Origin of the sequence: Lapillicoccus sp., assembly GCF_025353065.1 — a bacterium.
GTDB lineage: Bacteria > Actinomycetota > Actinomycetes > Actinomycetales > Dermatophilaceae > Lapillicoccus.
This window is the reverse complement of sequence record NZ_JANXRJ010000145.1, coordinates 14,633-35,753: the sequence shown is the minus strand read 5'-3', so window position 1 is coordinate 35,753 and position 21,121 is coordinate 14,633. Positions and strand designations below refer to the sequence as shown.

The 21,121-nt window shown below is 71.6% G+C and carries 21 protein-coding genes; 15 read left to right on the top strand and 6 right to left on the bottom strand.

What is annotated here, in order from left to right:
• A partial coding sequence (locus Q0R63_RS11645) for a glycosyltransferase (protein ID WP_295697402.1) occupies nucleotides 1-779 on the bottom strand: 779 nt, incomplete at its 3' end.
• A gap of 130 nt (nucleotides 780-909) precedes the next feature.
• Complete coding sequence (locus tag Q0R63_RS11640; RefSeq protein WP_295697401.1) at nucleotides 910-1,428, bottom strand: PadR family transcriptional regulator; 519 nt, start codon at nucleotides 1,426-1,428, stop codon at nucleotides 910-912.
• Between the two features lie 28 nt (nucleotides 1,429-1,456).
• Here Q0R63_RS11640 and Q0R63_RS11635 point away from each other — a divergent pair, with 28 nt between their 5' ends.
• Nucleotides 1,457-1,906, top strand: a complete 450-nt coding sequence (locus tag Q0R63_RS11635; RefSeq protein WP_295697399.1) for a hypothetical protein — start codon at nucleotides 1,457-1,459, stop codon at nucleotides 1,904-1,906.
• A 124-nt stretch (nucleotides 1,907-2,030) separates the two neighbouring features.
• Complete coding sequence (locus tag Q0R63_RS11630) at nucleotides 2,031-2,432, top strand: hypothetical protein (protein WP_295697397.1); 402 nt, start codon at nucleotides 2,031-2,033, stop codon at nucleotides 2,430-2,432.
• 37 nt (nucleotides 2,433-2,469) lie between these two features.
• Here Q0R63_RS11630 and Q0R63_RS11625 read toward each other — a convergent pair whose 3' ends face one another.
• Nucleotides 2,470-3,771, bottom strand: a complete 1,302-nt coding sequence (locus Q0R63_RS11625; protein ID WP_295697395.1) for a HAMP domain-containing sensor histidine kinase — start codon at nucleotides 3,769-3,771, stop codon at nucleotides 2,470-2,472.
• Nucleotides 3,772-3,930: 159 nt separating this feature from the next.
• Here Q0R63_RS11625 and Q0R63_RS11620 point away from each other — a divergent pair, with 159 nt between their 5' ends.
• The 6 genes from Q0R63_RS11620 to Q0R63_RS11595 are packed head-to-tail and all read left to right on the top strand — an operon-like array spanning nucleotide 3,931 to nucleotide 9,445.
• Nucleotides 3,931-4,614, top strand: coding sequence for a hypothetical protein (locus Q0R63_RS11620; protein ID WP_295697393.1), 684 nt, complete (start codon nucleotides 3,931-3,933; stop codon nucleotides 4,612-4,614).
• On the top strand, nucleotides 4,611-5,279 hold the full coding sequence (locus Q0R63_RS11615; RefSeq protein WP_295697391.1) for an ABC transporter ATP-binding protein: 669 nt from the start codon (nucleotides 4,611-4,613) through the stop codon (nucleotides 5,277-5,279). Before Q0R63_RS11620 ends, Q0R63_RS11615 begins: the two co-directional genes overlap by 4 nt.
• Nucleotides 5,276-5,401 (top strand): hypothetical protein, encoded by a 126-nt coding sequence (locus tag Q0R63_RS11610; protein ID WP_295697388.1) that lies wholly within the window; start codon nucleotides 5,276-5,278, stop codon nucleotides 5,399-5,401. The genes Q0R63_RS11615 and Q0R63_RS11610 overlap by 4 nt, the downstream gene beginning before the upstream one ends.
• On the top strand, nucleotides 5,402-5,989 hold the full coding sequence (locus Q0R63_RS11605) for an ATP-binding cassette domain-containing protein (protein ID WP_295697386.1): 588 nt from the start codon (nucleotides 5,402-5,404) through the stop codon (nucleotides 5,987-5,989). It begins immediately after the preceding gene.
• A complete protein-coding gene (locus Q0R63_RS11600; protein ID WP_295697384.1) occupies nucleotides 5,986-8,655 on the top strand; it encodes an FtsX-like permease family protein in 2,670 nt (889 codons plus the stop codon). Before Q0R63_RS11605 ends, Q0R63_RS11600 begins: the two co-directional genes overlap by 4 nt.
• Nucleotides 8,656-8,698: 43 nt before the next feature.
• On the top strand, nucleotides 8,699-9,445 hold the full coding sequence (locus Q0R63_RS11595; protein ID WP_295697382.1) for a response regulator transcription factor: 747 nt from the start codon (nucleotides 8,699-8,701) through the stop codon (nucleotides 9,443-9,445).
• A gap of 83 nt (nucleotides 9,446-9,528) precedes the next feature.
• Here the strand turns inward: Q0R63_RS11595 and Q0R63_RS11590 are convergent, their stop codons facing one another.
• From Q0R63_RS11590 to Q0R63_RS11580, 3 genes are read right to left on the bottom strand one after another with little or no spacing between them, the layout of a single operon-like run.
• Nucleotides 9,529-10,587: an ABC transporter substrate-binding protein gene (locus Q0R63_RS11590; RefSeq protein WP_295697380.1), complete on the bottom strand. Its 1,059-nt coding sequence runs from the start codon at nucleotides 10,585-10,587 to the stop codon at nucleotides 9,529-9,531.
• 51 nt (nucleotides 10,588-10,638) lie between these two features.
• Nucleotides 10,639-11,571, bottom strand: coding sequence for an ABC transporter permease (locus Q0R63_RS11585; RefSeq protein WP_295697378.1), 933 nt, complete (start codon nucleotides 11,569-11,571; stop codon nucleotides 10,639-10,641).
• Complete coding sequence (locus Q0R63_RS11580) at nucleotides 11,568-12,377, bottom strand: ABC transporter ATP-binding protein (protein ID WP_295697376.1); 810 nt, start codon at nucleotides 12,375-12,377, stop codon at nucleotides 11,568-11,570. The genes Q0R63_RS11585 and Q0R63_RS11580 overlap by 4 nt, the downstream gene beginning before the upstream one ends.
• A 189-nt stretch (nucleotides 12,378-12,566) precedes the next feature.
• Here Q0R63_RS11580 and Q0R63_RS11575 point away from each other — a divergent pair, with 189 nt between their 5' ends.
• The 7 genes from Q0R63_RS11575 (at nucleotide 12,567) to Q0R63_RS11545 (ending at nucleotide 21,106) form a co-directional block, all read left to right on the top strand.
• Entirely contained in the window at nucleotides 12,567-14,174 is a 1,608-nt protein-coding gene (locus Q0R63_RS11575; RefSeq protein ID WP_295697374.1) for a sensor histidine kinase, read from the top strand.
• Nucleotides 14,171-14,839, top strand: coding sequence for a response regulator (locus Q0R63_RS11570; protein ID WP_295697371.1), 669 nt, complete (start codon nucleotides 14,171-14,173; stop codon nucleotides 14,837-14,839). The genes Q0R63_RS11575 and Q0R63_RS11570 overlap by 4 nt, the downstream gene beginning before the upstream one ends.
• 127 nt (nucleotides 14,840-14,966) lie before the next feature.
• The gene (locus Q0R63_RS11565; protein ID WP_295697370.1) at nucleotides 14,967-16,151 is read left to right on the top strand and encodes a hypothetical protein; all 1,185 of its coding nucleotides are present in this window, start codon (nucleotides 14,967-14,969) and stop codon (nucleotides 16,149-16,151) included.
• The gene (locus Q0R63_RS11560) at nucleotides 16,148-16,669 is read left to right on the top strand and encodes a hypothetical protein (RefSeq protein WP_295697368.1); all 522 of its coding nucleotides are present in this window, start codon (nucleotides 16,148-16,150) and stop codon (nucleotides 16,667-16,669) included. The genes Q0R63_RS11565 and Q0R63_RS11560 overlap by 4 nt, the downstream gene beginning before the upstream one ends.
• On the top strand, nucleotides 16,669-18,060 hold the full coding sequence (locus Q0R63_RS11555) for a HAMP domain-containing sensor histidine kinase (protein WP_295697366.1): 1,392 nt from the start codon (nucleotides 16,669-16,671) through the stop codon (nucleotides 18,058-18,060). Before Q0R63_RS11560 ends, Q0R63_RS11555 begins: the two co-directional genes overlap by 1 nt.
• Nucleotides 18,061-18,097: 37 nt before the next feature.
• Nucleotides 18,098-19,039, top strand: a complete 942-nt coding sequence (locus Q0R63_RS11550) for an alpha/beta hydrolase (protein WP_295697364.1) — start codon at nucleotides 18,098-18,100, stop codon at nucleotides 19,037-19,039.
• Nucleotides 19,040-19,420: 381 nt separating this feature from the next.
• A complete protein-coding gene (locus Q0R63_RS11545) occupies nucleotides 19,421-21,106 on the top strand; it encodes an alkaline phosphatase family protein (protein ID WP_295697362.1) in 1,686 nt (561 codons plus the stop codon).
• The last annotated feature ends 15 nt before the right edge of the window (nucleotides 21,107-21,121 follow it).

Sequence of the window (21,121 nt, the reverse complement as noted above, 5' to 3'; positions counted from 1 at the left end):
GCTGCGCTGCCGGTGTTGTGGGCCGGGAAGGAGTCGGGCCCGAGGCCGACCTCCGCCCGCCACCCGGCGCCCCACTTGGCGGTCATCCCGTTGAGGATCTCGGCCCGATTCCCTTCTGACGACTCGCCGGTGCGGTTCATGGTCGCGCGTCTCAGGTGCGAGACGTAGGCGCGCTCAGTGACCACGCAGCGCAGTCCGGCGGCCCGGACCCGCAGCGCGAGGTCGATGTCCGAGCCGTAGCCGTGCCGGGGGAAGGCGACCGTGTCGAGCCCCCCGAGGTCGGCGACCGCGGGGACGGCGAACGCGATGGCGGTGCCGTCGCAGAAGAGGACGTCGCGGTCGACCTCCCGGGGGACGTAGTCGGCCGCCGTCGACGGGACCACTCGGGCGCGCTGGTGCAGCCAGAAGTCGTCGTAGCAGGCGGCCACCACGGCGACGTCGTCGAGCTCGGTGAAGGGCGCGGCCAGTCCGGCGAGGAACCCGGTCGAGAGCCGGGTGTCGTTGTTCAGCACCACGGTGACGGCAAACCCCTGCTCGACGGACGTCTGCAGTGCCCAGTTGGCGCTCCCGATCCAGCGCAGGTTCGACCCCGGCCGATGGACCGAGACCCGGCTGTAGGCGGCGGGCACGACGTAGTCACCGCCGTTGTCCACCACCACGATTCGCACCTCGGGCCGGAGGTCGCTCCCGTCGCGGACGAGGTCGCCGAGCACCGCGTCGGTGAGCTCCGGCGAGCCGAAGGCAGGGATGGCCACCAGCGTTGATGGCACGGGCGTCATGAGGCGTCCCTCCGGGGTCGAGTGGTGTGTGGCCGATCCCCGACCCTAGGGCGTCGGCGCGCCGGCACCATCTGTGCCCCACCCCTGCCCTACCGTCCAGCCGAGCGGTCCGCCGGGTCGCTCTCCGCCGTCAGCTGCCGTGCAGGGTGGTGCGAGCCTCGGTGATCCAGACCAGGTCCGCCTCGGCGCGGTTGATCGCGAACCGGGCCGTGAGCGCGCGCCCTGGCACCTCGGCGTAGTCGGTCAGCAGCGTCGAGCAGTACTCGAGCGTGTGGCGCACCTCCTGCTCCCACCGGTCGAGCTGGACGAGCAGGTGCTCGGTCGTCGAGTGAGCGGCGAAGTGCAGCTGGATCTGCAGCGGCTGTCGCGCGCGCTCGGCGACCTCGTCGAAACGGGAGAGCCACTGGCGGAACGCCTCGCGTCCGTCATCGGTGGCGGTGTAGACCCGTTTGTCCGGGACGCCGCGCTGAGGCACGTCCTCGCCGGTCGCGAAGCCCTCCTCGACCAGCCGGGGCAGCTCGGCGTAGATCTGCGAGCGGGTGATCGGCCAGAAATAGGCCAGGGCGGTCGCCGCGCGGGCACTGAGCTCGTATCCGGACGCCGACCCGTCCAGGAGGAGCCCGAGGACGAGGAATCGACCGGTGGACACAGCGTCACCCTATCCTCATAGTCCAATTATGACTACTCCAACGAAGACTAGCTCGAAGCATGAATCGGTCGGGCTCTATGCGCTGGCCTGGGCGGCGCAGGAGCCGGCCGACATCCGAGCGGCGTTGACCTCCTGCTGGGACCCAAAGGGGCGCTACGTCGACCCGATCACCGACCCGGTCACCGGGGTCGAGGCGATGGTCGAGCACCTCGTCGCCTTCGGTCGACAGTTCCCCGGGGCGACGCTGACCCCCACCGGGGACCTCGAGCTGCACCATGATGTCGGTCGGTTCGGGTGGGTGATGGCGGCGCCGTCGCCGATCGTGCTCGGAGGGGTCGACTACGGACGACGGGTGACGGGGTTCGACGTGGTGGAGTTCGCCGTCGACCACCGCATGACGCGCGTCATCGGCTTCTTCGACGGCGGGGCACGGTCGACGGTGGGGTCACCAGCCGCCACGCCCGCCGGCTCCTCATAGCGTCCTCACGGTCTGGACAGAGCCTTCCGGCATGGTCTGCCGACCAGAGTGTGGCCGACCACCCACCGGTGACCCGGCGCGCCGACCTGCCTTCACGACGTCGGCAGGAGAAGGAGCAAGAATCGTGCACAGCGACGACACGACGGAGTTCACCGGCGCAACCGCCCGATTCGGACGAGGCGCGGACCCGGCACCACCGCACGTGTTCACTCCCCAGGACGCTCCCTGGCCGGCCGTCGCCGTCCAGGACGCCGTCCTCCGGGTATCGGCCTCCAGCGCCGGTCCTGCTGCGGGAACAGGTCTGCGGGGTCGGCTGGCCGAGATCATCTCCCGCGTCCCGAAGCGGTGGCGCTCCGGTCGCGGGACGACCGCGGCAATCGCCGCTGGGGCCGCGGCGCTGGGCGCGGCAGGCGCACTGCTGTTCGCCGGGGCGGTCAGCGACGACGGGAACCACGAAGGGTTCGGGCCGCAGCAGCCCGGCTCCGTGTCCTTCGATTTTCCGCGGGACGGTGGGCGTGGGCGTTGACGGCGGATCGAGAGAGTGACCGGGCGAGGGTGGCGCGTCACGAGCGGGGCAGGAAGCAGCTGAACCGGGTCGGCGTCACCGAGGCCAGTACGAGCCGACCGCCGATGGACTCGACCATCGAGCGGGCAAGGGCCAGGCCGATCCCGGTGCCGGTCCCTCCCGACTGTCCGCGTTCGAACACAGTGGTCGGACTGACGAGGACGGCGCCCTCGTCGGCCACGTCCAGGGCCAGCGCGTCGCCGAGGTCGCGGACGTCGACGACCACCGTCCCGCGGCCGTGCTCGACGGCGTTCTGCAGGAGGATGGCCAGGATCTCGACGACGACGAAACCGGGCACGAGCACGTCGTCGTCCCCGATCCCGGTGTCCTTCCTGATGACCAGGCGCCGTCCCATCGCGGCCAACGTCCCGTGCCAACGGGTTTCGACGTCCGAAAGGATGGTCGCCAGTGCGCGGGGTGCCACCGCCGGCGCCTCGTCGGGGGTCGGGCCAGAGAGCTGCAGGAGGTCGGTGACCGTCGCCTCGAGGGCCCGGACCTGCTCTGCCGCGTCGGTGAGTCCAGGGCGCAGCGCGGCCTCGGCCGGCGTTGTCATCGCGTCCAGGAGGTTGTCGAGAGTGAGCTGCAGTCTGGCCAGCGGTGTCCGGAGCTGATGGGAGGCATCGGCGCTGAAGTGACGCTCACGCAGTAGAAACGACGTGAGGCGGTCGAGCATGGCGTTCTGGGCGATGGCCACCCGCTGGATCTCGGTCACCCCGGCCGGCTCGCTCCGAGCCCGGAGGTCTCCGTCGGCGACGCGATCGGCTGCGCGGGAGAGGGCCTCGAGGGGTTCGCTCAGGACACGGGCCTGTCGACGGGCTACGAGCACCGAGCCGACCAGCGCCGCTGCGGCCAGGGCAGCCAGCACCCACCACGCCACCAGGACCCATTGCCAGACGACGCCGCTGGAGGTGCTCGCGCGGACGACGGCGATGACGGTCTCGGCGGAGAAGACTGGCACCGCGACGACGATCTCTCCCGCCACGATCCCGTCCGACGGCTGACCGGTGATCGCCGCCCGGACGGCGGGATCGGCAGCGGCCGGGCCCTGACCGACGTGCAATCGGAGCGACGCGTCATACACCGCAACGTGTTTGTCGCCCTCGGCGCGCGGGAGCTCCGCCGGGTCAGCAGCACCGAAGCCCGGTCCGACCGCGGCCGCTGCCGTCAACGCCGTCCGTTCGAGCTCGCCCCGCTCCTCGCTGAGGATCAGCCTCTGGGCGACGACCGCCAGAGGGAGGCCGAACAGGATCAGCGCCACGGTCACCGCCGTCACCGCCACCCGCACCACCCGACGTCGCATGGGCCATCATGACCCGTCCGGGCGGTGGCGGGCGGTGCGATCGAGCATCCGGAGGTGCGCCAACGATTTTGCCGTCCTCTAACCCTGGGCTCCCCGGCGTCTAACCCGCCCCTTCCTACCGTGGCTCGTGATCGCCGTCCCCGCCCGAGAGGAAATCCCGTGACCACGCGACTCTGTGCCCTCGCCGCAGTCGGTGCGAGCCTCGCCCTGACGGCCTGCGGCACCACCGCGCCAGCCACGACCCCCACGGGGTCGGCCCCCTCGTCGGCGGCGACCGCGACCGCCTCGACCTCCTCGGTCGCCGGATCCCCGTCGTCGGCGGCGGTCCCCAGCGCGGGGGCGGTCCCCGGTGCGGCTCCGGCCACCGAGACGAACCCGCCGGGAGACATCCCCGACACCACGGCGTTCGTCGACTTCACCCCTGTCGGCAGCCGAGTCGTGGTCAAGGTGCCCGAAGGATGGGCTCGTTCCTCGACGAGCTCAGGCGCCGTCTTCGCGGACAAGCTGAACCAGATCAGGATCCGGGTGACGGCGACCTCGGCGGCGCCCAGCGTCGCGTCGGTCACCACCACGGACGTCGTCGCCCTGCGGGCCAGCGTCGCCAAGCTGGCGAACCCGCAGGTCAGCCAGACGACACGCACCGCCGGACCCGCGGTCCTCCTGGCCTACGAGGGCGACTCGGCGCAGGACCCCGTCACGGGCAAGGTCGTGCGCGACGGCGTCCAGCAGTACGTCTTTTACCGGGCCGGCACCCGGGTCGACCTCACGCTGTCGGGACCGACCAACGCCGACAACGTCGACCCGTGGAACACCGTCTCCAACTCGTTGCGGTGGCTCCCGTGACCACCGCAGCACTGTCGGCCGACCGGCTCTACCGCTTCTTTCGCAACGGTGAGGACGAGAGCCTCGCCCTGCGGGGGGTGTCCCTGTCGGTGGAGCCCGGCGAGATCGTCGCCGTGGTGGGTCCCTCGGGGTGTGGTAAGTCCACCCTGCTGGCCTGCCTGGCGGGGCTGGACGAGCCCGACGGAGGCACGGTCCGGGTCGGGGGTGAGCGCGTGAGCCACCGCTCGGAGGCCGACCGGGCCCGGCTGCGCTCCCGCCGGATCGGTGTGCTGCTCCAGTCACGCAATCTCCTCGCTCACCTCGACGTGCGCTCGAACGTCCGTCTGGCGCGGGCGATGTCACCTCGGGCACTTCCGGCAGTCGGCCTCGACGACCTCCTCGACAGCGTCGGGATGATGGCCCGCGCTCACGCCTACCCCGAGCAGCTGTCCGGAGGTGAGCTCGCCAGAGCCGGTCTCGCCGTGGCTCTGGCCAACGCGCCCGACGTCCTGCTTGCCGACGAGCCCACCGGTGAGCTCGACGGTGAGACCGAGCGGCAGGTGCTCGATCTCCTGCGGGCCACCGCGGGCAGCGGTTGCGCCCTGCTGGTCGTCACCCACAGCCGACAGGTCACCGGCATCGCCGACCGGGTCATCGCCCTGCGCGACGGACAGGTCGCCGCGTGAGCGGCGTGAGCGGGGTGTCGGTCCTCGGGGCCGACGAGCCCGCGGTCGTATGCCGCGACCTCTCCCGGACGTTCGGGACCGGGACGCGCGCCGTGGTGGCCGTCCAAGGCACGAGCTGTTAGGTGGCGGCACGGGCGCGGATCGCTATCGTCGGGCCCTCGGGGTCCGGCAAGTCGACCCTGCTGCACCTCATGGCGGGTCTCGAGATCCCGACGGGCGGGACGGTCGAGTGGCCTGGGCTTGACGCCGGCGCAGCGGACCGCGCCCGCCAGATCGGCGTCGTCTTCCAGGGCCCCACCCTCGTGCCGGCGCTCGACGTCCTCGAGAACGCCAGCCTCCCCCTCGTCCTCGCCGGGGTGCCGGCGAAGGAGTGCCGGAGCCGGGCGCTCGAGGCGCTGAGACTCGTCGGTGTCGAGGCCCTGGTCCACCAGCTCCCCGAGGAACTGTCCGGCGGACAGGCCCAACGGGTCGCTCTCGCAAGGGTTCTCGCGCAGGGACCCCACCTCGTGCTGGCTGACGAGCCGACGGGACAGCTCGATGCCGTCGCCGGGCGTCAGGTCATCGACGAGCTGCTCCTGGCCGCCGACCGGCTCGGGGCGGCGCTCGTGGTGAGCACCCACGACGCGCTCGTCGCCGAGCGCCTCGACGAGCGCTGGACGATGCACGAGGGCCGGCTGTCGGCGGCCGCGGAGGGGCGGGTGCCGGCATGAGGCTGACCCTCACCTGGACCGTCGGCCTGCTGCGCCGCCGCCGTGGCCGGCTGCTCGGGGTGTCGCTCGGGGTGGCCCTCGCGGTCGCCCTGGTGGCTTCGCTCGGCAGCTTCCTCACCTCCTCGCAGGCGACGATGACGTCGAGGGCGCTTCGGTCGGTGGCGGTCGACTGGCAGCTGCAGGTCGCCCCCGGAGCCGACGCTGCGGCCGTGCTCTCGACGGTGCGCACCTCCGCCGGTGTCCGGACCGCCGTCCCGGTCGGCTTCGGCACAACCACCGGTCTCGAGGCCAGTGCGGGTGGGACGACCCAGACCACGGGCCCCGGCGTGGTCCTCGGACTGCCCCCGGGCTACGCCGAGAGCTTCCCGGGCGAGATCCGCCTGCTCAGTGGCTCTCGCTCCGGCGTCCTCATCGCCCAGCAGACGGCGTCGAACCTGCATCTGCGACCCGGTGACCTCGTCACGATCGGCCGCGCCGGACGACCTCCGGCCGGGCTGCGTGTCGACGGGGTCGTCGACCTCCCGCAGGCGGACTCGCTGTTCCAGAAGGTCGGCGCACCCACGACGTCTCAGCCGTCCGCGCCGCCGGACAACGTGGTGCTGCTGCCGGCTGCGGTCTTCTCGACCGTCATGGGCACCTCCGGCTCCGGGTCGGCGGTAGCCGCGGTGACCACGCAGATCCACGTCGCCCGGACCCCGCCAGCCTCGAGCGACCCCGCCACCGCCTACGTCGACGTCGTGGGCGCGGCGCACAACCTCGAGGCCGCCCTCGCCGGCGCCGGGGTCGTGGGCAACAACGTCGGTGCCGCCCTCTCCGGGGCGCGGGCCGACGCGGCATACGCGCAGATGCTCTTCCTGTTCCTCGGGCTCCCGGGTGCAGTCCTCGCCGCCCTGCTCACCGCGGCGCTGGTCGCCGGGGGGGCCCAGCGGCGCCGCGACGAGCAGGCGCTGCTGCGCACTCGCGGGCTCACCCCCCGGGCGGTCGCCGGTTTCGCCGCTGCCGAAGCGGTCCTCGTCGGTCTGATGGGCGGGGCGATCGGCCTCGCACTCGCCGCCGTGGCGTCACAGTGGGCCTTCGGGTCCGTCAGCGGCGGTGCCGGGCCCCAGGCCCTCGTGACCTGGTATGCCGCCGCCGCCGCCCTCGGCATGCTCGTCTCCCTGGCGGTGGTGCTGGCTCCCGCCCTGCGCGACCTGCAGGGCGGGACGGTCGCCGCGGCGCGCCACGGCATCGGCCGCTCGCCTCGCTCGTGGTGGATGCGCGGTGGCGTGGACGTGCTCCTCCTCGGCGGCGCGCTGCTCGTCTTCTGGGGGTCCAGCCGGGACAACTACTCGCTCGTCCTGGCCCCGGAGGGGGTGGCGACGATCTCGGTCTCCTACTGGGCGTTCCTCGGGCCGGCGCTGTTCTGGCTCGGCGCCGGGATGCTTCTGTGGCGGGTCGCCGTGCTCGCTCTCGCCCACGGCCGTCGGCCGCTGGCGCGAGCCGTCACCCCCCTCACCGGGCGGCTCGCCGCGGCGACCGCGTCCTCGATGGTCCGCCAACGGCGTCCGATCACCCGCTCGGTGGTGCTCCTGGCTCTGGCCGTCTCCTTCGTGGTCTCGACGGCGACCTTCAACTCCACCTACCAGCAGCAGGCCGAGGCCGATGCCCAGCTGACCAACGGCGCCGACGTGACGGTGACCCCCGGCCCGGGGCTGACGGGCACGGTCCCCACGGTGGCGAGCATGGCGGCGGTCGGTGGGGTGGCCCACGTCGAACCGATCCAGCACCGGTTCGCCTACGTCGGAGCGGACCTGCAGGACCTTTACGGCGTCCACCCCGGCAGCATCATGTCCGCCACCGCGCTGCAGGACGCCTACTTCCAGGGCGGGACGGCCGCCGCGCTGATGCGCGCCCTCGCCGCCCGACCCGACGCCCTGCTCGTCAGCGACGAGACCGTCAAGGACTTCCAGCTGCGACCCGGCGACCTGATCAACCTCCGCCTGCCGGACCGCGTCACCCAGCAGCTGCGGACGGTGCCGTTCCACTACGCGGGGATCGTCAAGGAGTTCCCCACCGCGCCGAAGGACTCCTTCTTCGTCGCCAACGCCGACTACGTCTCCCGGGTGACGGGCAGCGATGCCGTCGGGGCCTACCTCATCGACACGAGGAGCGAGGGACAGCCGGGTGTCGCCGACGTGCTCCGTCGCCAGTGGGGCAGCGCCGCCGTCGTCACCGACGTCACCCAGGCCCGCGCCCAGGTCGGGTCCAGTCTCACCTCGGTCAACCTCGCGGGGCTGACCCGGCTGGAGCTCGTGTTCGCGGTCCTTCTGGCCGCCGGGGCGGGTGGTCTGGTGCTCGTGATCGGTCTCGTCGAGCGGCGTCGCACCCTCGCGATCCTGTCCGTCCTCGGCGCCCGACGGCGGCAGCTCACCGGGCTGGTGCTGAGCGAGGCCGTGGTCGTGGGAGCGGGCGGCGTCCTGGGAGGCGCGGTCATCGCGTGGGTGCTCTCGCAGATGCTCGTCAAGGTCCTCACCGGTGTCTTCGATCCCCCGCCGGCCCAGGTCGCCGTCCCCTGGACCTACCTCGGGGTGACCGTCGTCGTGGTGGTGGTCGCCCTGGGGGCCGCTGCCGTGGGGAGCGCCCGGTCGTCCACCCGGCCGGCCATCGAGGAGCTACGGGACCTGTGACGGGTCGGCCGGAACCACCGGTGACCGGCCTAGAGTCGTTCGCATGAGCGGGCCCCGGGGTGACGAGCGCGTCATCGACGTCGTGATCATCGAGGACGACGACGTCATCGGCCGACAGCTCGACCTCGGCCTGCGCAACCACGGGTACCGCACGTCGTGGCACCGCACCGGGACCAGCGGCCGCCATCAGGTGCGCGAGCGCCGGCCCGACGTCCTGCTGCTCGACCTCGGCCTGCCCGACGTGGACGGGGTCGACCTGGCCCGGACCCTGCGGGCAGAGGACGAGCACCTCCTCATCATCATCCTCACCGCCCGCAGCGACGACATCGACATGGTCGCCGGGCTCGACGCGGGCGCCGACGACTACCTCGTCAAACCCGTCAGCACCACGACGCTCCTCGCCCGGCTGCGCGCGCACCTGCGTCGCCGGCCCCCGGTGCCGCACGACGCCCCGCCGGTGCGCATCGGGGACCTCCTGGTCGACCCTGCGTCGCGCCGGTGCTTCGTCAGCGGGGCGGAGCTCGTCCTGCGACCCAAGGAGTTCGAGCTGCTGCTGGCCCTCGCCTCGGCAGCCGGCGTCGCGGTGTCCCGGGAGGACCTGATGGCGCGGGTGTGGGACGAGAACTGGTTCGGACCGACCAAGACGCTCGACGTGACCATGGCCGCGCTGCGCCAACGGCTGGCCGCCCCGGCGGGCGGGGACGGACCTCCGCGCCTGCCGACCATCGTGACCCTGCGCGGCCACGGATACCGCCTGGACAGCCCGTCCCCGACGTCGGGGACGGGCTGAGCGCCACGGATGGTGGCGCGGTCACGGCGCCACCATCCGGGGCGGGTGGCCGGCGTGAGCCGACCGCGGTGGGGAGCCAGTGTTCAGGCGACCGGCTTCGCGGCCTGCACGAACTCGTTGGTGAACGTCTTGCTCAGGTCGATCGACTTGCCCTTGACCGCGGCGTTGAACGCACTCAGCACCGCCAGACAGGTGGGGGGACCGTCCGTGGGCATCATCCCGGTGGGGTTGAAGATGCCCTTCTCGCTGTCGAGCGCGGCCACGTAGGCCGCCTTGCCGACCCCCTTGTAGTAGTCGGCGGGCATCTTGGCGGCGATGTCGGCGCCGGAGTGCCCCTGGATCCAGGTCAGCGTCGAGACGTAGGCGTTGACGAGCTTCTGGACGGTGTCCTTGTGGGCGTTCACGTAGTCGGTCGGCATGTAGAGCGAGGTCGCGGGGTAGGTGCCACCGAGAGCGGCCTTGGATCCTGCGGCCGTCCGCATGTCGAGCAGGATGAACGCCGTGCCGTCCGAGAGCGCCTGCGAGACAGTGGGTTCGGTGGTCATGCCGCAAGAGATGGCCTTCTGCTTCATGGCGGCGAGGAAGGTCTGGCCGGCGCCGACGCCGCGTCGGTGGGTGGTCGCCGGGTCGACGCCGTTCTTCTTGGTGAGGTACTGCGTCAGGAAGTCGGTGGACGACCCGGTGTCGGTGATCCCGAGATCGAGCCCGGCGAAGTCGGCCGGGGAGGTGACCTTGCCCTTGAGGTCGCTGCGGCAGAGCTCGACCTCGCCGGGGATCTGCAGCATCGAGACGACGGCCTCCGAGGACTTCCCCTGGGCCTGGAGGGCGATGTTGTGGTCGTAGAAACCGCCGACTCCCTGGACCTGACCGGCGAGCATGTTCTGCGTGGCGTCGCCGCCGGCGGGCTCGTCGATCAGGTTGACGTTCACCCCGATCTTGTCGTAGTAGCCGAGCTGCTTGGCGAGCATGAACGGGAGGTAGATCTGCTTGCTCAGACCGCCGACCATGATGGTCAGGGTCGGGGCGTTGGCATCGACCTTCTGGGCGGCGGTGGAGCTGCCGGCGGCCTGGTTGGCGCAGCCGGCGAGCGAGCCGGCGGCGAGCAGGGCGACGGCGACGGTGGCGAGGCGCGTGGTGTTCAAGGGGTCTCCTTCGAGAACGGGAAAAGTGCTGGGTGTGTGCGGACGGTCGGCCTACTTGACAGCGGCACCCCCGTGACTCTGCGGAGGCCGCCACCGCAGCAGCCGGTTCTCCAGCACCGTGATGAGGGCCTCGGCGGTGAGCGCGATGACGGCGACGAGCACCATCCCGGCGAGCACTCCGTCCATCGTGAAGTTGTTCTGCGAGCTGCGGATCAGCAGCCCGAGTCCCTGGTTGGCGCCGAGGATCTCACCGACGAGGGCGCCGATGAGGGCGAAGCCGAAGCTGATGTGGAGGCTCGCGAGGATCCAGGTGAACGCTGAGGGCAGGACCACGTCACGGGTGACGCGCCAGCGCGAGGCCCCGAGGAGCTGGGCGTTCGCGATGAGGTTGCGGTCGACCTCGCGGGTGCCCTGGAAGGCGTTGAAGAACACCCCGAAGAAGACGAGGACGACGGCGAGGATGATCTTCGACTGGACGCCGAACCCGAAGGCCACCGTGAAGATGGAGCCGAGGATGATGCGCGGGATCGAGTTCGCGGCCTTGAGGAACGGCCCGAAGAGCTCGGACAGCAGCCTGATCCGGCCGAGCGCGATCCCGCAGACGATGCCGAGGACCGACCCGATGACGAACCCGAGGACCGCCTCCTCGAGCGTGACGAGGATCTGGTCGAGCAACGAGCCCTGGCTGGTCCCGATCGTCACCCAGTCGACGAGCTGCTGCCAGACCCCGACGGGTTCGCCCCAGAAGAACTTGTCGATCGCCTTGGTGTCGACCCCGATCTGCCAGGCGCCGAGGAGCACGACGACGATGCCGGTCCGGAGCAGGAAGAGGACCCAGGACCGGTGCAGCAGAGCTCCGGGTCGGACGCGGGACCGGGCGGGCTTCGCGTCGCCTGGGCGGGTGAGCACGGTCGGCGTCGCGTCGGTGGGCGCCGGGTCGGTGGGCGAGTCCTGCACGAGGCCGCCTGCGGTGGAGTCCTTCACGACGCCACCTGAGTGACCCGGGTCGTCCGGTCGTAGGCCTCTTGCACCTCGCTGCGCAGGGCCTCCCAGATCTGCTCGTAGAGGCGGGTGAACCGCGGGTCGAACCGGATCTCCTGCACGACCCTCGGTCGGGGCAGATCGATCCGGAACTCGGCCTTCACGGTCCCCGGCCCGGCGGTGAGCACGACGACCTTGTCGGCGAGCGCGATCGCCTCCTCGAGGTCGTGGGTGACGAAGATGACCGCCGGCTTCGTCTCGTCCCAGAGGTGGAGCAGCTCCGTCGACATGATCGCGCGCGTCTGGACGTCCAGGGCGCTGAACGGCTCGTCCATCAGCAGCACACGGGGCTGGTTGATCAGCGTCTGGGCGAGGGCCACGCGCTTGCGCATCCCGCCGGACAGCTGGTGGGGGTAGCGGTCCTCGAACCCGGTCAGACCCACCCGGCGCAGCCAGTCGCGAGCCAGGGCGTGCGCCTCCGAGCGCCTCGCGCCACGGTAGGTCGGACCGGCGGCGACGTTGTCGAGGACGGACCGCCACGGGAAGACCGCGTCCTGCTGGAAGACGAACCCGGTCGAGGTGTCGATGCCCGTGACCGGCTCTCCGCGCACCAGGACCGCTCCGGCACTTGCCCGCTCGAGGCCCGACACGAGGGTGAGGGTGGTCGACTTCCCACACCCGGTCGGGCCCACCACGGCGCAGAACTCGCCGTCTTCGACGGTGAGGCTGATGTCCTTGAGCGCGGTGTAGGTGCCACCGTCGGCGGTCGCGAACTTCTTGGTGGCACTGCGTAGTTCGATGGCAGCCATCGTGGTGAGCCCTTTCGCTCGTCGCTGAGTCGCGCCACCGTAGGGTGGCGCTCGACGGACGCGGAAGGGTTTCGAGCCTTGGGCCCGATAGCCGCGATAGTGCTGGTTGTGTGCGTTCTGGTCAGCAACACTCTGCGTGGCGCAGACTAGGGCGCCACCGGGCGCCGCTGCCCTGACGTGAGGAGACGTATGCCGCGATTCCCCAGGACGCTCGCGGCCCGCATCCTCGTCGCGATCCTCGGCATCATCGTGGTCACGATGGGCGTCGGCGCCGTCCTCGTCTCCTGGGACGCCGAGAAGCGGGCCGACCTCGAGACGCTCACCGAGGCGACGAGCATCGCGCAGACCGTCGCCGACGTCCCGGACGTGCCGGCCGACCTCGCCACCGGCGACCCGACGGCGCGACTACCGGCGCTCGCCGAACGTCTGCGCCGCAACTTCGGCGCGGCATACGTCGTCATCATCGACGCCCGGGGGAAGCGCTACTCGCACCCCAACCCCGCGTTGATCGGGAAGTACGTCGAGGAGCCGGTGGTCGCGCTCGACGGCCAGATCCACCAGGGTGTCGACAACGGCAGCCTGGGCCGGTCCGCCAACGTCAAGGTCCCCGTGCTCGACGCGGCCGGGACGCCCATCGGCGAGGTCTCGGTCGGGATCCTCGAGACCCAGATCGGGCAGCGGCTCAGCGCCCAGATGGCCCCGGTGCTGCTCTACCTGCTCTTCGCCCTGGGGCTCGGCGTGGTGGCCTCGCTGGTCCTCACCCGGACGCTCAAGCGGGTGACGTTCGGACTGGAACCGGCGGAGATCGTCGCCCTCGTGCAGGAACGTGAAGCCATGCTCCACGGGGTCCGGGAGGGGGTGGTCGCGATGGACGCAGGCAACCGGATCAACGTCCTCAACGAGGAGGCGCGCCGGCTGCTCGGGCTCACCGCGGTGACGTTGGGCGACGCCGTCGACGACGTCATCCCGGCCGGCCGGCTGCGGGAGATCGTCTCGGGACGACTCCCGGGCCAGGACCTCGTCGCCGTGACCGACGAGCACCTCCTCGTCCTCAACCGGATGCCGGTCCGCGTCGCGGACCGGGAGGTCGGATGGGTGGTGACGATCCGTGACCGGACCGAGCTCGAGGGCCTGCTCCGGCAACTCGACTCCGTCTCGGGCCTGACGACCGCGTTACGGGCGCAGGAGCACGAGTTTGCCAACCGGCTGCACGTGATGTCGGTGCTCATCGAGCTCGGCGAGTTCGAGGAGGCGACCCGCTACAGCTCGAGGATCCAGAGCGAGACCGTCCTCGCGGGTGAGGAGATCCGGGCGAGGATCGCCTCGCCCGTCGTGACGGCTCTGCTGCTCGCCAAGATGACGGTGGCCGCGGAACGCGACGTCGCGATCCATCTCGACCCCCGGAGCCGGCTCGAGCTGGTCGACCTCGACCACCTCCCGATCGTCTCCGTGCTCGGCAACCTCGTCGACAACGCGCTCGACGCGGTCGCCGACGATTCGGCGACCGTCGGTCGGCGTCCCCGAGGTCAGGTGACCGTCCTCGTCTCGGATGCGAGCGGCGCTCTCCGGATCACCGTCACCGACAGCGGACCCGGCATCGAGGCGACCCGGCTCGAGGAGGTGTTCGTCGACGGCTACTCGACGAAGGAGTCCCGGGACGGGATGCGTCGGGGGATCGGTCTGGCTCTCGCCCACCGTCTCGTGACCCGCGCCGGCGGGACCATCACTGCGCACTCCGACGAGGGCGCCTGCTTCGAGGTCACGATGCCGATCCGGCTCCCTGCGGAGGTCCGATGATCACCGTCGGGGTCGTCGACGACGACTACCACGTGGCTCATGCGCACCGGCTCAGCGTCGAGCGGGTCGCGGGCTTCACGGTGGTGGGCGAGGCGCATACGGGGGCCGAGGCCGTCGCGCTCGTCGACGCGAGCGCACCCGACCTGCTCCTGCTCGACGTCTACCTGCCGGACTTCGATGGTCTGGAGGTCGTGCGGCGGCTGATGGCCTCGTCGGACCACCTGCCGGACTTCCTGCTGGTGACCGCAGCGCGCGACATCGACTCCGTGCGGACCGCGATGCAGCTCGGTGCCTTTCACTACCTCGTCAAGCCGTTCACCTTCATCACGCTGAGGGAGCAGCTCGAGACCTATCGGTCCTGGGCCGAGCGCCTCGGTCATGAGGAGGAGGCGAACCAGCAGGTCGTCGACGACCTGTTCAGTCTCCGCGCGAAGCAGCCGCGCCCCCGGGTGCCGACCCGGCCCCTCCAGCCCACGATGGCCAAGGTCCTCGACATCGTGTCGAAGGCGCCGGAGCCGGTGGGAGCCGCCGAGGTTGCGTCGGTCCTCGGTGCCAGCAGGCCGACGGCACAACGGTATCTGGCCGCGCTCCTGCGGAAGGACCTCGTCCGTCTCGACCTGAGCTACGGCGCGACCGGTCGACCGGAGCACCGCTACCGCGTCTGAGGCGGGACCGGCGGGGAGCTCCGCTCATCCTCAGGCTCACCTCAGGACCGCAGCACGAGACTGGGGAACCGATGCCGCCGGAAACCGTTCCCGATGGCCCGTCCCCGACCGTGTGGAGGTTCGTCCTGTGCCCGCCCTCCGGACACTGACGGTGCAGACCTCGACCCCGGCCATCGTGCGGGCCGCGCGCACGATGCGGACGGTGTGGCTGGTGCTCTGGCTGTGGACCGCCGCCTGGGGCGTCGTGGCCGCCATCGGTGGCGGCTACTCGTGGCACTACTTCGCCGACGGCGCCCGCCTCCTCCTGCAACCCGGGTCTCCGGGCGCCGGGCTGTCCCTCTACGCCGCTCACCCGGAGCTGCAGATCGGGCCCCTGGCGCTGGTCGTGGCCATCCCCTTCCAGCAGCTCGGGGGGACGGGTCGCCTCCTGGCCGAGCTCGTCCTCACGGCGGCGGGACCCGGCCTCATCTGGGTCCTCGCCCGCGCCCGACGAGAGCTCCTGGGGCGTGGTCCGACTCCGGCCGAGCTCCTCGTCGTCGGGGTGCTCGCCCTCCCCGTGTGGTGTCAGGTGGCGACGCACTACGCGCACCTCGACGACGTGCTCGCGCTGGCTATCGCCGCGCTGGCGGTCCTCGCCCTCACCTCGGGACGCCCGTATGCCGCGGCGCTCGCCCTCGGTCTGTCGGTCGACTCCAAGCCCTGGGCGGCCGGTTTCGCCGTGCTTCTCGTGGCCCTTCCGAGACGGGCGCGCCGGCGTGCTCTCCTGCTCCTCGGGGCCGTCATCGCGGTGGCCTGGCTGCCCTTCGTGATCGCGGCCCCCCAGACGCTGGCGATGAGCCGGTTCACCATCGACAACGTCGGCAGCTCCGCCCTGCGCGCGCTGGGGGTCGTCACATCGGGCACCCCCGGCTGGGACCGCCCCGCACAGCTCGCCCTCGGAGTCGGCGTCGGGCTCGTCTGCGTCCTCCGGGGCCGCTGGCCGGCGGCGATCCTGGCGGTGGTGGTCGCCCGCCTGCTCCTCGACCCGCAGACCTACCCGTACTACAGCTCCGGGCTGCTGGTCGCGGCCGTCGTCGCCGACGTCGTCTCGACCCGACGCGGCCTTCCCGCCTGGACCGCGGCAGCAGCAGGCTGGGTCGTGCTGGACGCCGCGTCCCCGACCTTCATGGCCGCGGCTCAGGTGGGCACCCTTCGGGCGGCCTACTGCCTGGGGGTGCTGGCCCTCCTCGTGGCGTTGCCCCACTCCGGGACGCCGTGGCCCCGTGGTCTCTCAGCGGCCCTTCAGCGATCGGCAGCGACGATCGTCGGGTGAACCAGCTCCCTCCCGCCGTCCTCAGCGCCATGACCGTCGCGATCCCCGGTATCGCGTTGATCGTGTGGCTCGCGTCCGCCCGCCGCGACAAGGGCACCCTCGCGGGTTTCGCCGTGGTCGCCTTCGGGGTGGCTGCCGCTCTGGCGCAGGCGACCGAGAGCCACGTCGTGCTCCCGCACCTCACGACGTTCGGTGGCACCACAGCGCTGCTCGTGATGACCGTCCGGCGCCGGGTCGGCGGCGTGCTCGGGGTCACGACCCTCGTCGTCGGAGTGGCCGCCGCCCACGGGCCGGCGGACGTGGTCGGCGCCCTCGGCGGCGCCCTCGCCGCAGCGCTGGCGGTCGGTGTGGCGATCCCCCTCTGGGGATGGCTGTCTCCGCGTCCACTGAGCCTCGACGACCTGGGGCCCCAGGAGTTCGGCCACGATGACCTGGGCCTCGACGGCTTCGGCCTCGGGGTGAAAGACGTTGGTCCCGCGACGTCCCACGACACCTCCGCGAGGGGCTCCGTCCGCTGATGAAGGTCCGGGAGCTCCCGCGCTCGCGACTGCCGTCCGGTGTGCGTGCTCACGCCACGATCGCGGCGGCCGGGATCGTCGGGATCGTGTTCCTCCTCGGGGGCGCCGCGCTGGTCCTGCTGCTGCAGAACTCGTTGACGAGCACCCAGATGGACACCGTCAGGATCGTCGTGGAGGAGGACGCCACCGTCCTCGCCAACGACGGCGTGTCGGCCCTGGCGCAGAACGAGACAGACCACGGACCGGACGGCGTCCTCGTCCAGGTCGTCTCCGCCGGGGTAGACACGGGTCCTGTCGTCTACTCCTCCCAAGCCAGCCGTCCGACCCCCGCCTCGTCGCTCCGTCCTGCGCCCGGGGAGACGGCCGTCAGCGGCCGGTGGGCGGTGCCGTGGCCCGGGAGGCTGCACGAGCCCCTGGTGCTGGCCAGGGGGGTGCAGGCGGGCCCCGCGGCATACGTGCTGCTTGCCGTCAGCTCACAGGAGGCGCAGGGGGAGGCAGTGCGCACCACCGCCGTTCTCGTGGCGCTCGCCTGGCCGCTGCTCGTCGCGCTGACGGGCGTGGTGACCTGGTGGCGGGTGGGCCGGGCGCTGCGTTCGGTCGAGGCGCTGCGCGAGCAGGTGGAGCGGATCGGGGCGCGACGCCTGGCGGAACGCGTCCCCGTGCCGCCGACCCATGACGAGGTGGCCGACCTCGCCGTCACCATGAACGAGATGCTCGAGCGGCTGGAGACCTCGCAGCAGGCGCAGCGTCGCTTCGTCGCCGACGCCAGCCATGAGTTGCGCTCACCGATCGCGACCATCACCGCGTCGTTGGACGTCGCTGCCGCGGGCAGTGCCACCACCTGGCAGGAGCTGCAGCCCGTCCTCACCTCGGAGAGCCATCGGCTCGGCCGGCTGGTCGAGGACCTGCTGCTCCTCTCCCGGGCGGACGACCACGCCATGAGCCTGCGCCAGCGGGACGTCGACCTCGACGACCTCGTCGACCGGGAGTGTCGTCGGCTGCGTCAGGTCTCCACCGTCGAGATCCGACTCTCCTCCCGGCCGGTGCGGGTGCTGGGCGACCCCCTGCGCCTGGATCAGGTGCTGCGCAACGTCCTCGACAACGCTGCCCGACATGCCCGAAGCCGGATCGAGGTCCGGATCACGCTGGAGGCAGCCTGGGGGGCGGTCACCGTCGATGACGACGGACCCGGTATCCCTGCGGCACAACGTGATCGGGTCTTCGAGCGGTTCGTCCGACTGGACGAGAGCCGCTCCCGTCACTCCGGAGGGAGCGGGCTCGGACTGGCCATCGCCCGCGAGATCACGCTCGCCCACGGGGGGACCCTGACCATCGGCGACTCCCCGACGGGTGGTGCACGTGTCACCCTCCGGCTGCCCCTGGCGCCGTGAAGGGGGTCTTCGCGTGCCTCCACCTACGATGGGGAAGATGGAACCGCAGTTCGCCGATGACGGGATCGCCGCGTTCGTCGCCCGTGCCTCGCTGGGGCCGCTGGACGTCGCCGAGATGCGGGCTGGCGTCGCCGCGCGTGCGATGGGTCGAGCACCCGGGCCAGAGCTGGCCCGGGTCCACGACGTGTCGGCCGCCGGTCGTCCGGCCCGTGTCTACCGACCCGACGAAGCCGCCAGCGCACCGTTGCTCGTGTGGCTGCACGGCGGCGGTTGGACGATCGGCGATGTCGCGGCGTTCGACCGGGTGTCCAGGCGATTGGCGGCCGCATCAGGTGTCGCCGTGCTGCTGCTCGACTACCGGCTCGCCCCGGAGCATCCGTGGCCGGCCGCGGTCGACGATGCCGTCGAGGCGATCAGCTGGCTCGCGGGGGCGCCTGCCGAGCTCGGGTTCCGTCCGAGTGTGGTCGGCGTCGGGGGCGACAGTGCCGGTGGCACGCTGGCCGCGCTGGCGGTGCTACGGCTCGCGCGAGAGCTGCCCCGCGTCCGGCCGGATCTGCTGGCGTTGTGCTACGCGAACACCGATCTCGCTGGGGACTACCCGTCCCGGGCCGAGAAGGGCTCCGGCTTCGGGCTCGAGGTGTCCGACACCGAGTTCTTCAACGGGCAGTGGGTCGCCGATCGCACCTGGTGGTCCGCGCCGGGAGTGGGCCCGATACACAGCCGAGACCTCGGCAGCCTGCCACCGACGGTCGTGGTCACGGCCGAACACGACCACCTGCGCGACGAGGGGGCGGCGTTCGCCGACCGGCTCGAGGACGCACGGGTCGAGGTGATCCGCCGGTGCGAGACGGGACTCGTCCACAACTTCCTGATGCTCGACGAGATCTCTCCCGCCGCGGCATCGGCGGCCGACCGCTTCGCCGTCGACGTCGGGGATCTGCTTCGACGAGCGGAGACCGCGAGCTCCGTGACCGGCTGACGACGCCGCTAGCCGCACCCCTGCAGCGCTGCCGGCGTGGTGGCTCGCGCCAGCGCCGCTCCGCCCCGGGCCAGGCCCACGGCGGCGGCGATTCCCAGGGCGGCGATCAGCATTCTCGTCCTCATGGTCTGCTCCTTCGTCGGGTGGCTCGTCGCCACACCTGGACGATCTCGGTCCCACCTAGGACCTTCGTCTGGACAGGGCATCAGGAGGCTGTCGTTCCGGGTGAGGAAGGCAGTGACCGGGAGCACCGGAGGGCCGCCTGCTCGTCACCTTCTCGGCGCCGAGAGTTCGCCGTCCCGTTGCGCTTCTCGGAGGTTCCTTGCACGCAGAGGTGGTCGGCTGGGGCACCCGTTCCCCTTCTGCCGGAAAGACACCTCGATGCGACGTCGTTCTGCCCTTGCCCTCGCTGCCGTGGGCGCCCTCGGTTCCGCCTCTGCCCTCACGCTGGCTCCGGCCGCGGTCGCCGTCGGTCCCGTGCCGACCCATCCCGCGGCTCGCGCGGCACGCCACGTGCTGCTGCTCTCCGTGGACGGCATGCACCAGAGCGACCTCGCCCGGTATGCCGTGACGCACCCGACCTCCGCACTGGCCTCGCTCACCCGGGGAGGAGTCTCCTACGACCACGCGTCTACGCCGTTCCCGTCGGACTCCTTCCCCGGCATGGTGGGTCAGGTGACCGGGGGCAACCCGCGCACGACCGGCGTCTACTACGACGTGAGCTACAACCACGCCTTGTTGCCGGCCGGGACCACCTCCTGCGCCGGAGCGACTCCGGGTGCGCCGGTCGCCTACGACGAGAGCCTCGACAAGGACCGCACACGCCTCGACGCCGGTCAGGGCCTGGCCGGGCTCCCCGGCTCGATCCTGTCGATGACCGGTCACCCTTCGTGGCTCATCAACACGTCCGCGCTGCCCGTCGACCCGGTGACCTGTCAGCCCGTGATGCCGCACTCCTACCTGCAGGTCAACACGATCTTCGACATCGTCCACCGCGCGGGCCTGCGCACGGCCTGGTCCGACAAGCACGCGGCATACGAGATCCTCGGTGGGCCGTCGGGACACGGGATCGACGACCTGTTCACCCCCGAGATCAACTCCGACGCCCCAGCGGGCGGGGACTGGACGAGCATCAACTCCTCGACGCAGCAGTACGACGGCTACAAGGTCACCTCGGTGCTCAACGAGATCGCCGGCCTCGACCACTCGGGCACGACCACCGTCGGTGTTCCCGCGGTCTTCGGGATGAACTTCCAGTCCGTGTCCACCGCCGAGAAGCTGCCGTTGTCCGACGGCGCGGCGGGCGGCTACCTGCCGGGTGGAGAGGTCCCCGGGCCGGTGCTCTCGTCCGCCCTCGACTTCGTCGACGCCTCGGTGGCGTCGATGCTCACCCAGATCCGTCACGACGGGCTCGCCGCCTCGACCACCGTCATCCTCTCCGCCAAGCACGGCCAGTCGCCGACCGACCCGACGACGCTCACACGGATCGATGACGGGGCCGTCATCGCCGGGCTGAACGCCGACTGGAAGGTCGGTCACCCAGCAGCGGCCGACCTCGTGACCTTCTCCTCGGACGACGACGGCATGCTGCTGTGGCTGAGCGACCGGTCGCCCGCAGCAACGAGATTCGTCAAGCAGTGGCTCCTCAGTCACCCCGCCTCGGGCAACACGGTCTCGGGCGCAACGCGCACGCTCGCCGCCTCCGGTCTCGCACGGGTCTATGCCGGCGCGGAGTCCGCGAGCTACTTCGGCGTCTCCACGGCCGACCCCCGTCACCCCGACGTCGTCGGCGTCGGCCAGCACGGCGTCGTCTACACCGGGGGGACGAAGAAGATCGCCGAGCACGGCGGCGCTGACCCGCAGGACCGCATCGTGCCGCTCGTCGTGACGCCGGTCTCCGCCACCCGCGCCACCGGGTCCGGGAAGACGGTCAGCACGCCGGTCGAGACGACCCAGATCGCCCCGACGATCCTCGCCCTCCTCGGCCTGAACCCGCGGGCGCTCGACGCCGTCCGGATCGAGGGAACCCCGGTCCTGTCGGCCGCCGTGTCCGCCTCGAGCAGGTAGCAGGGGTTCGCGCGC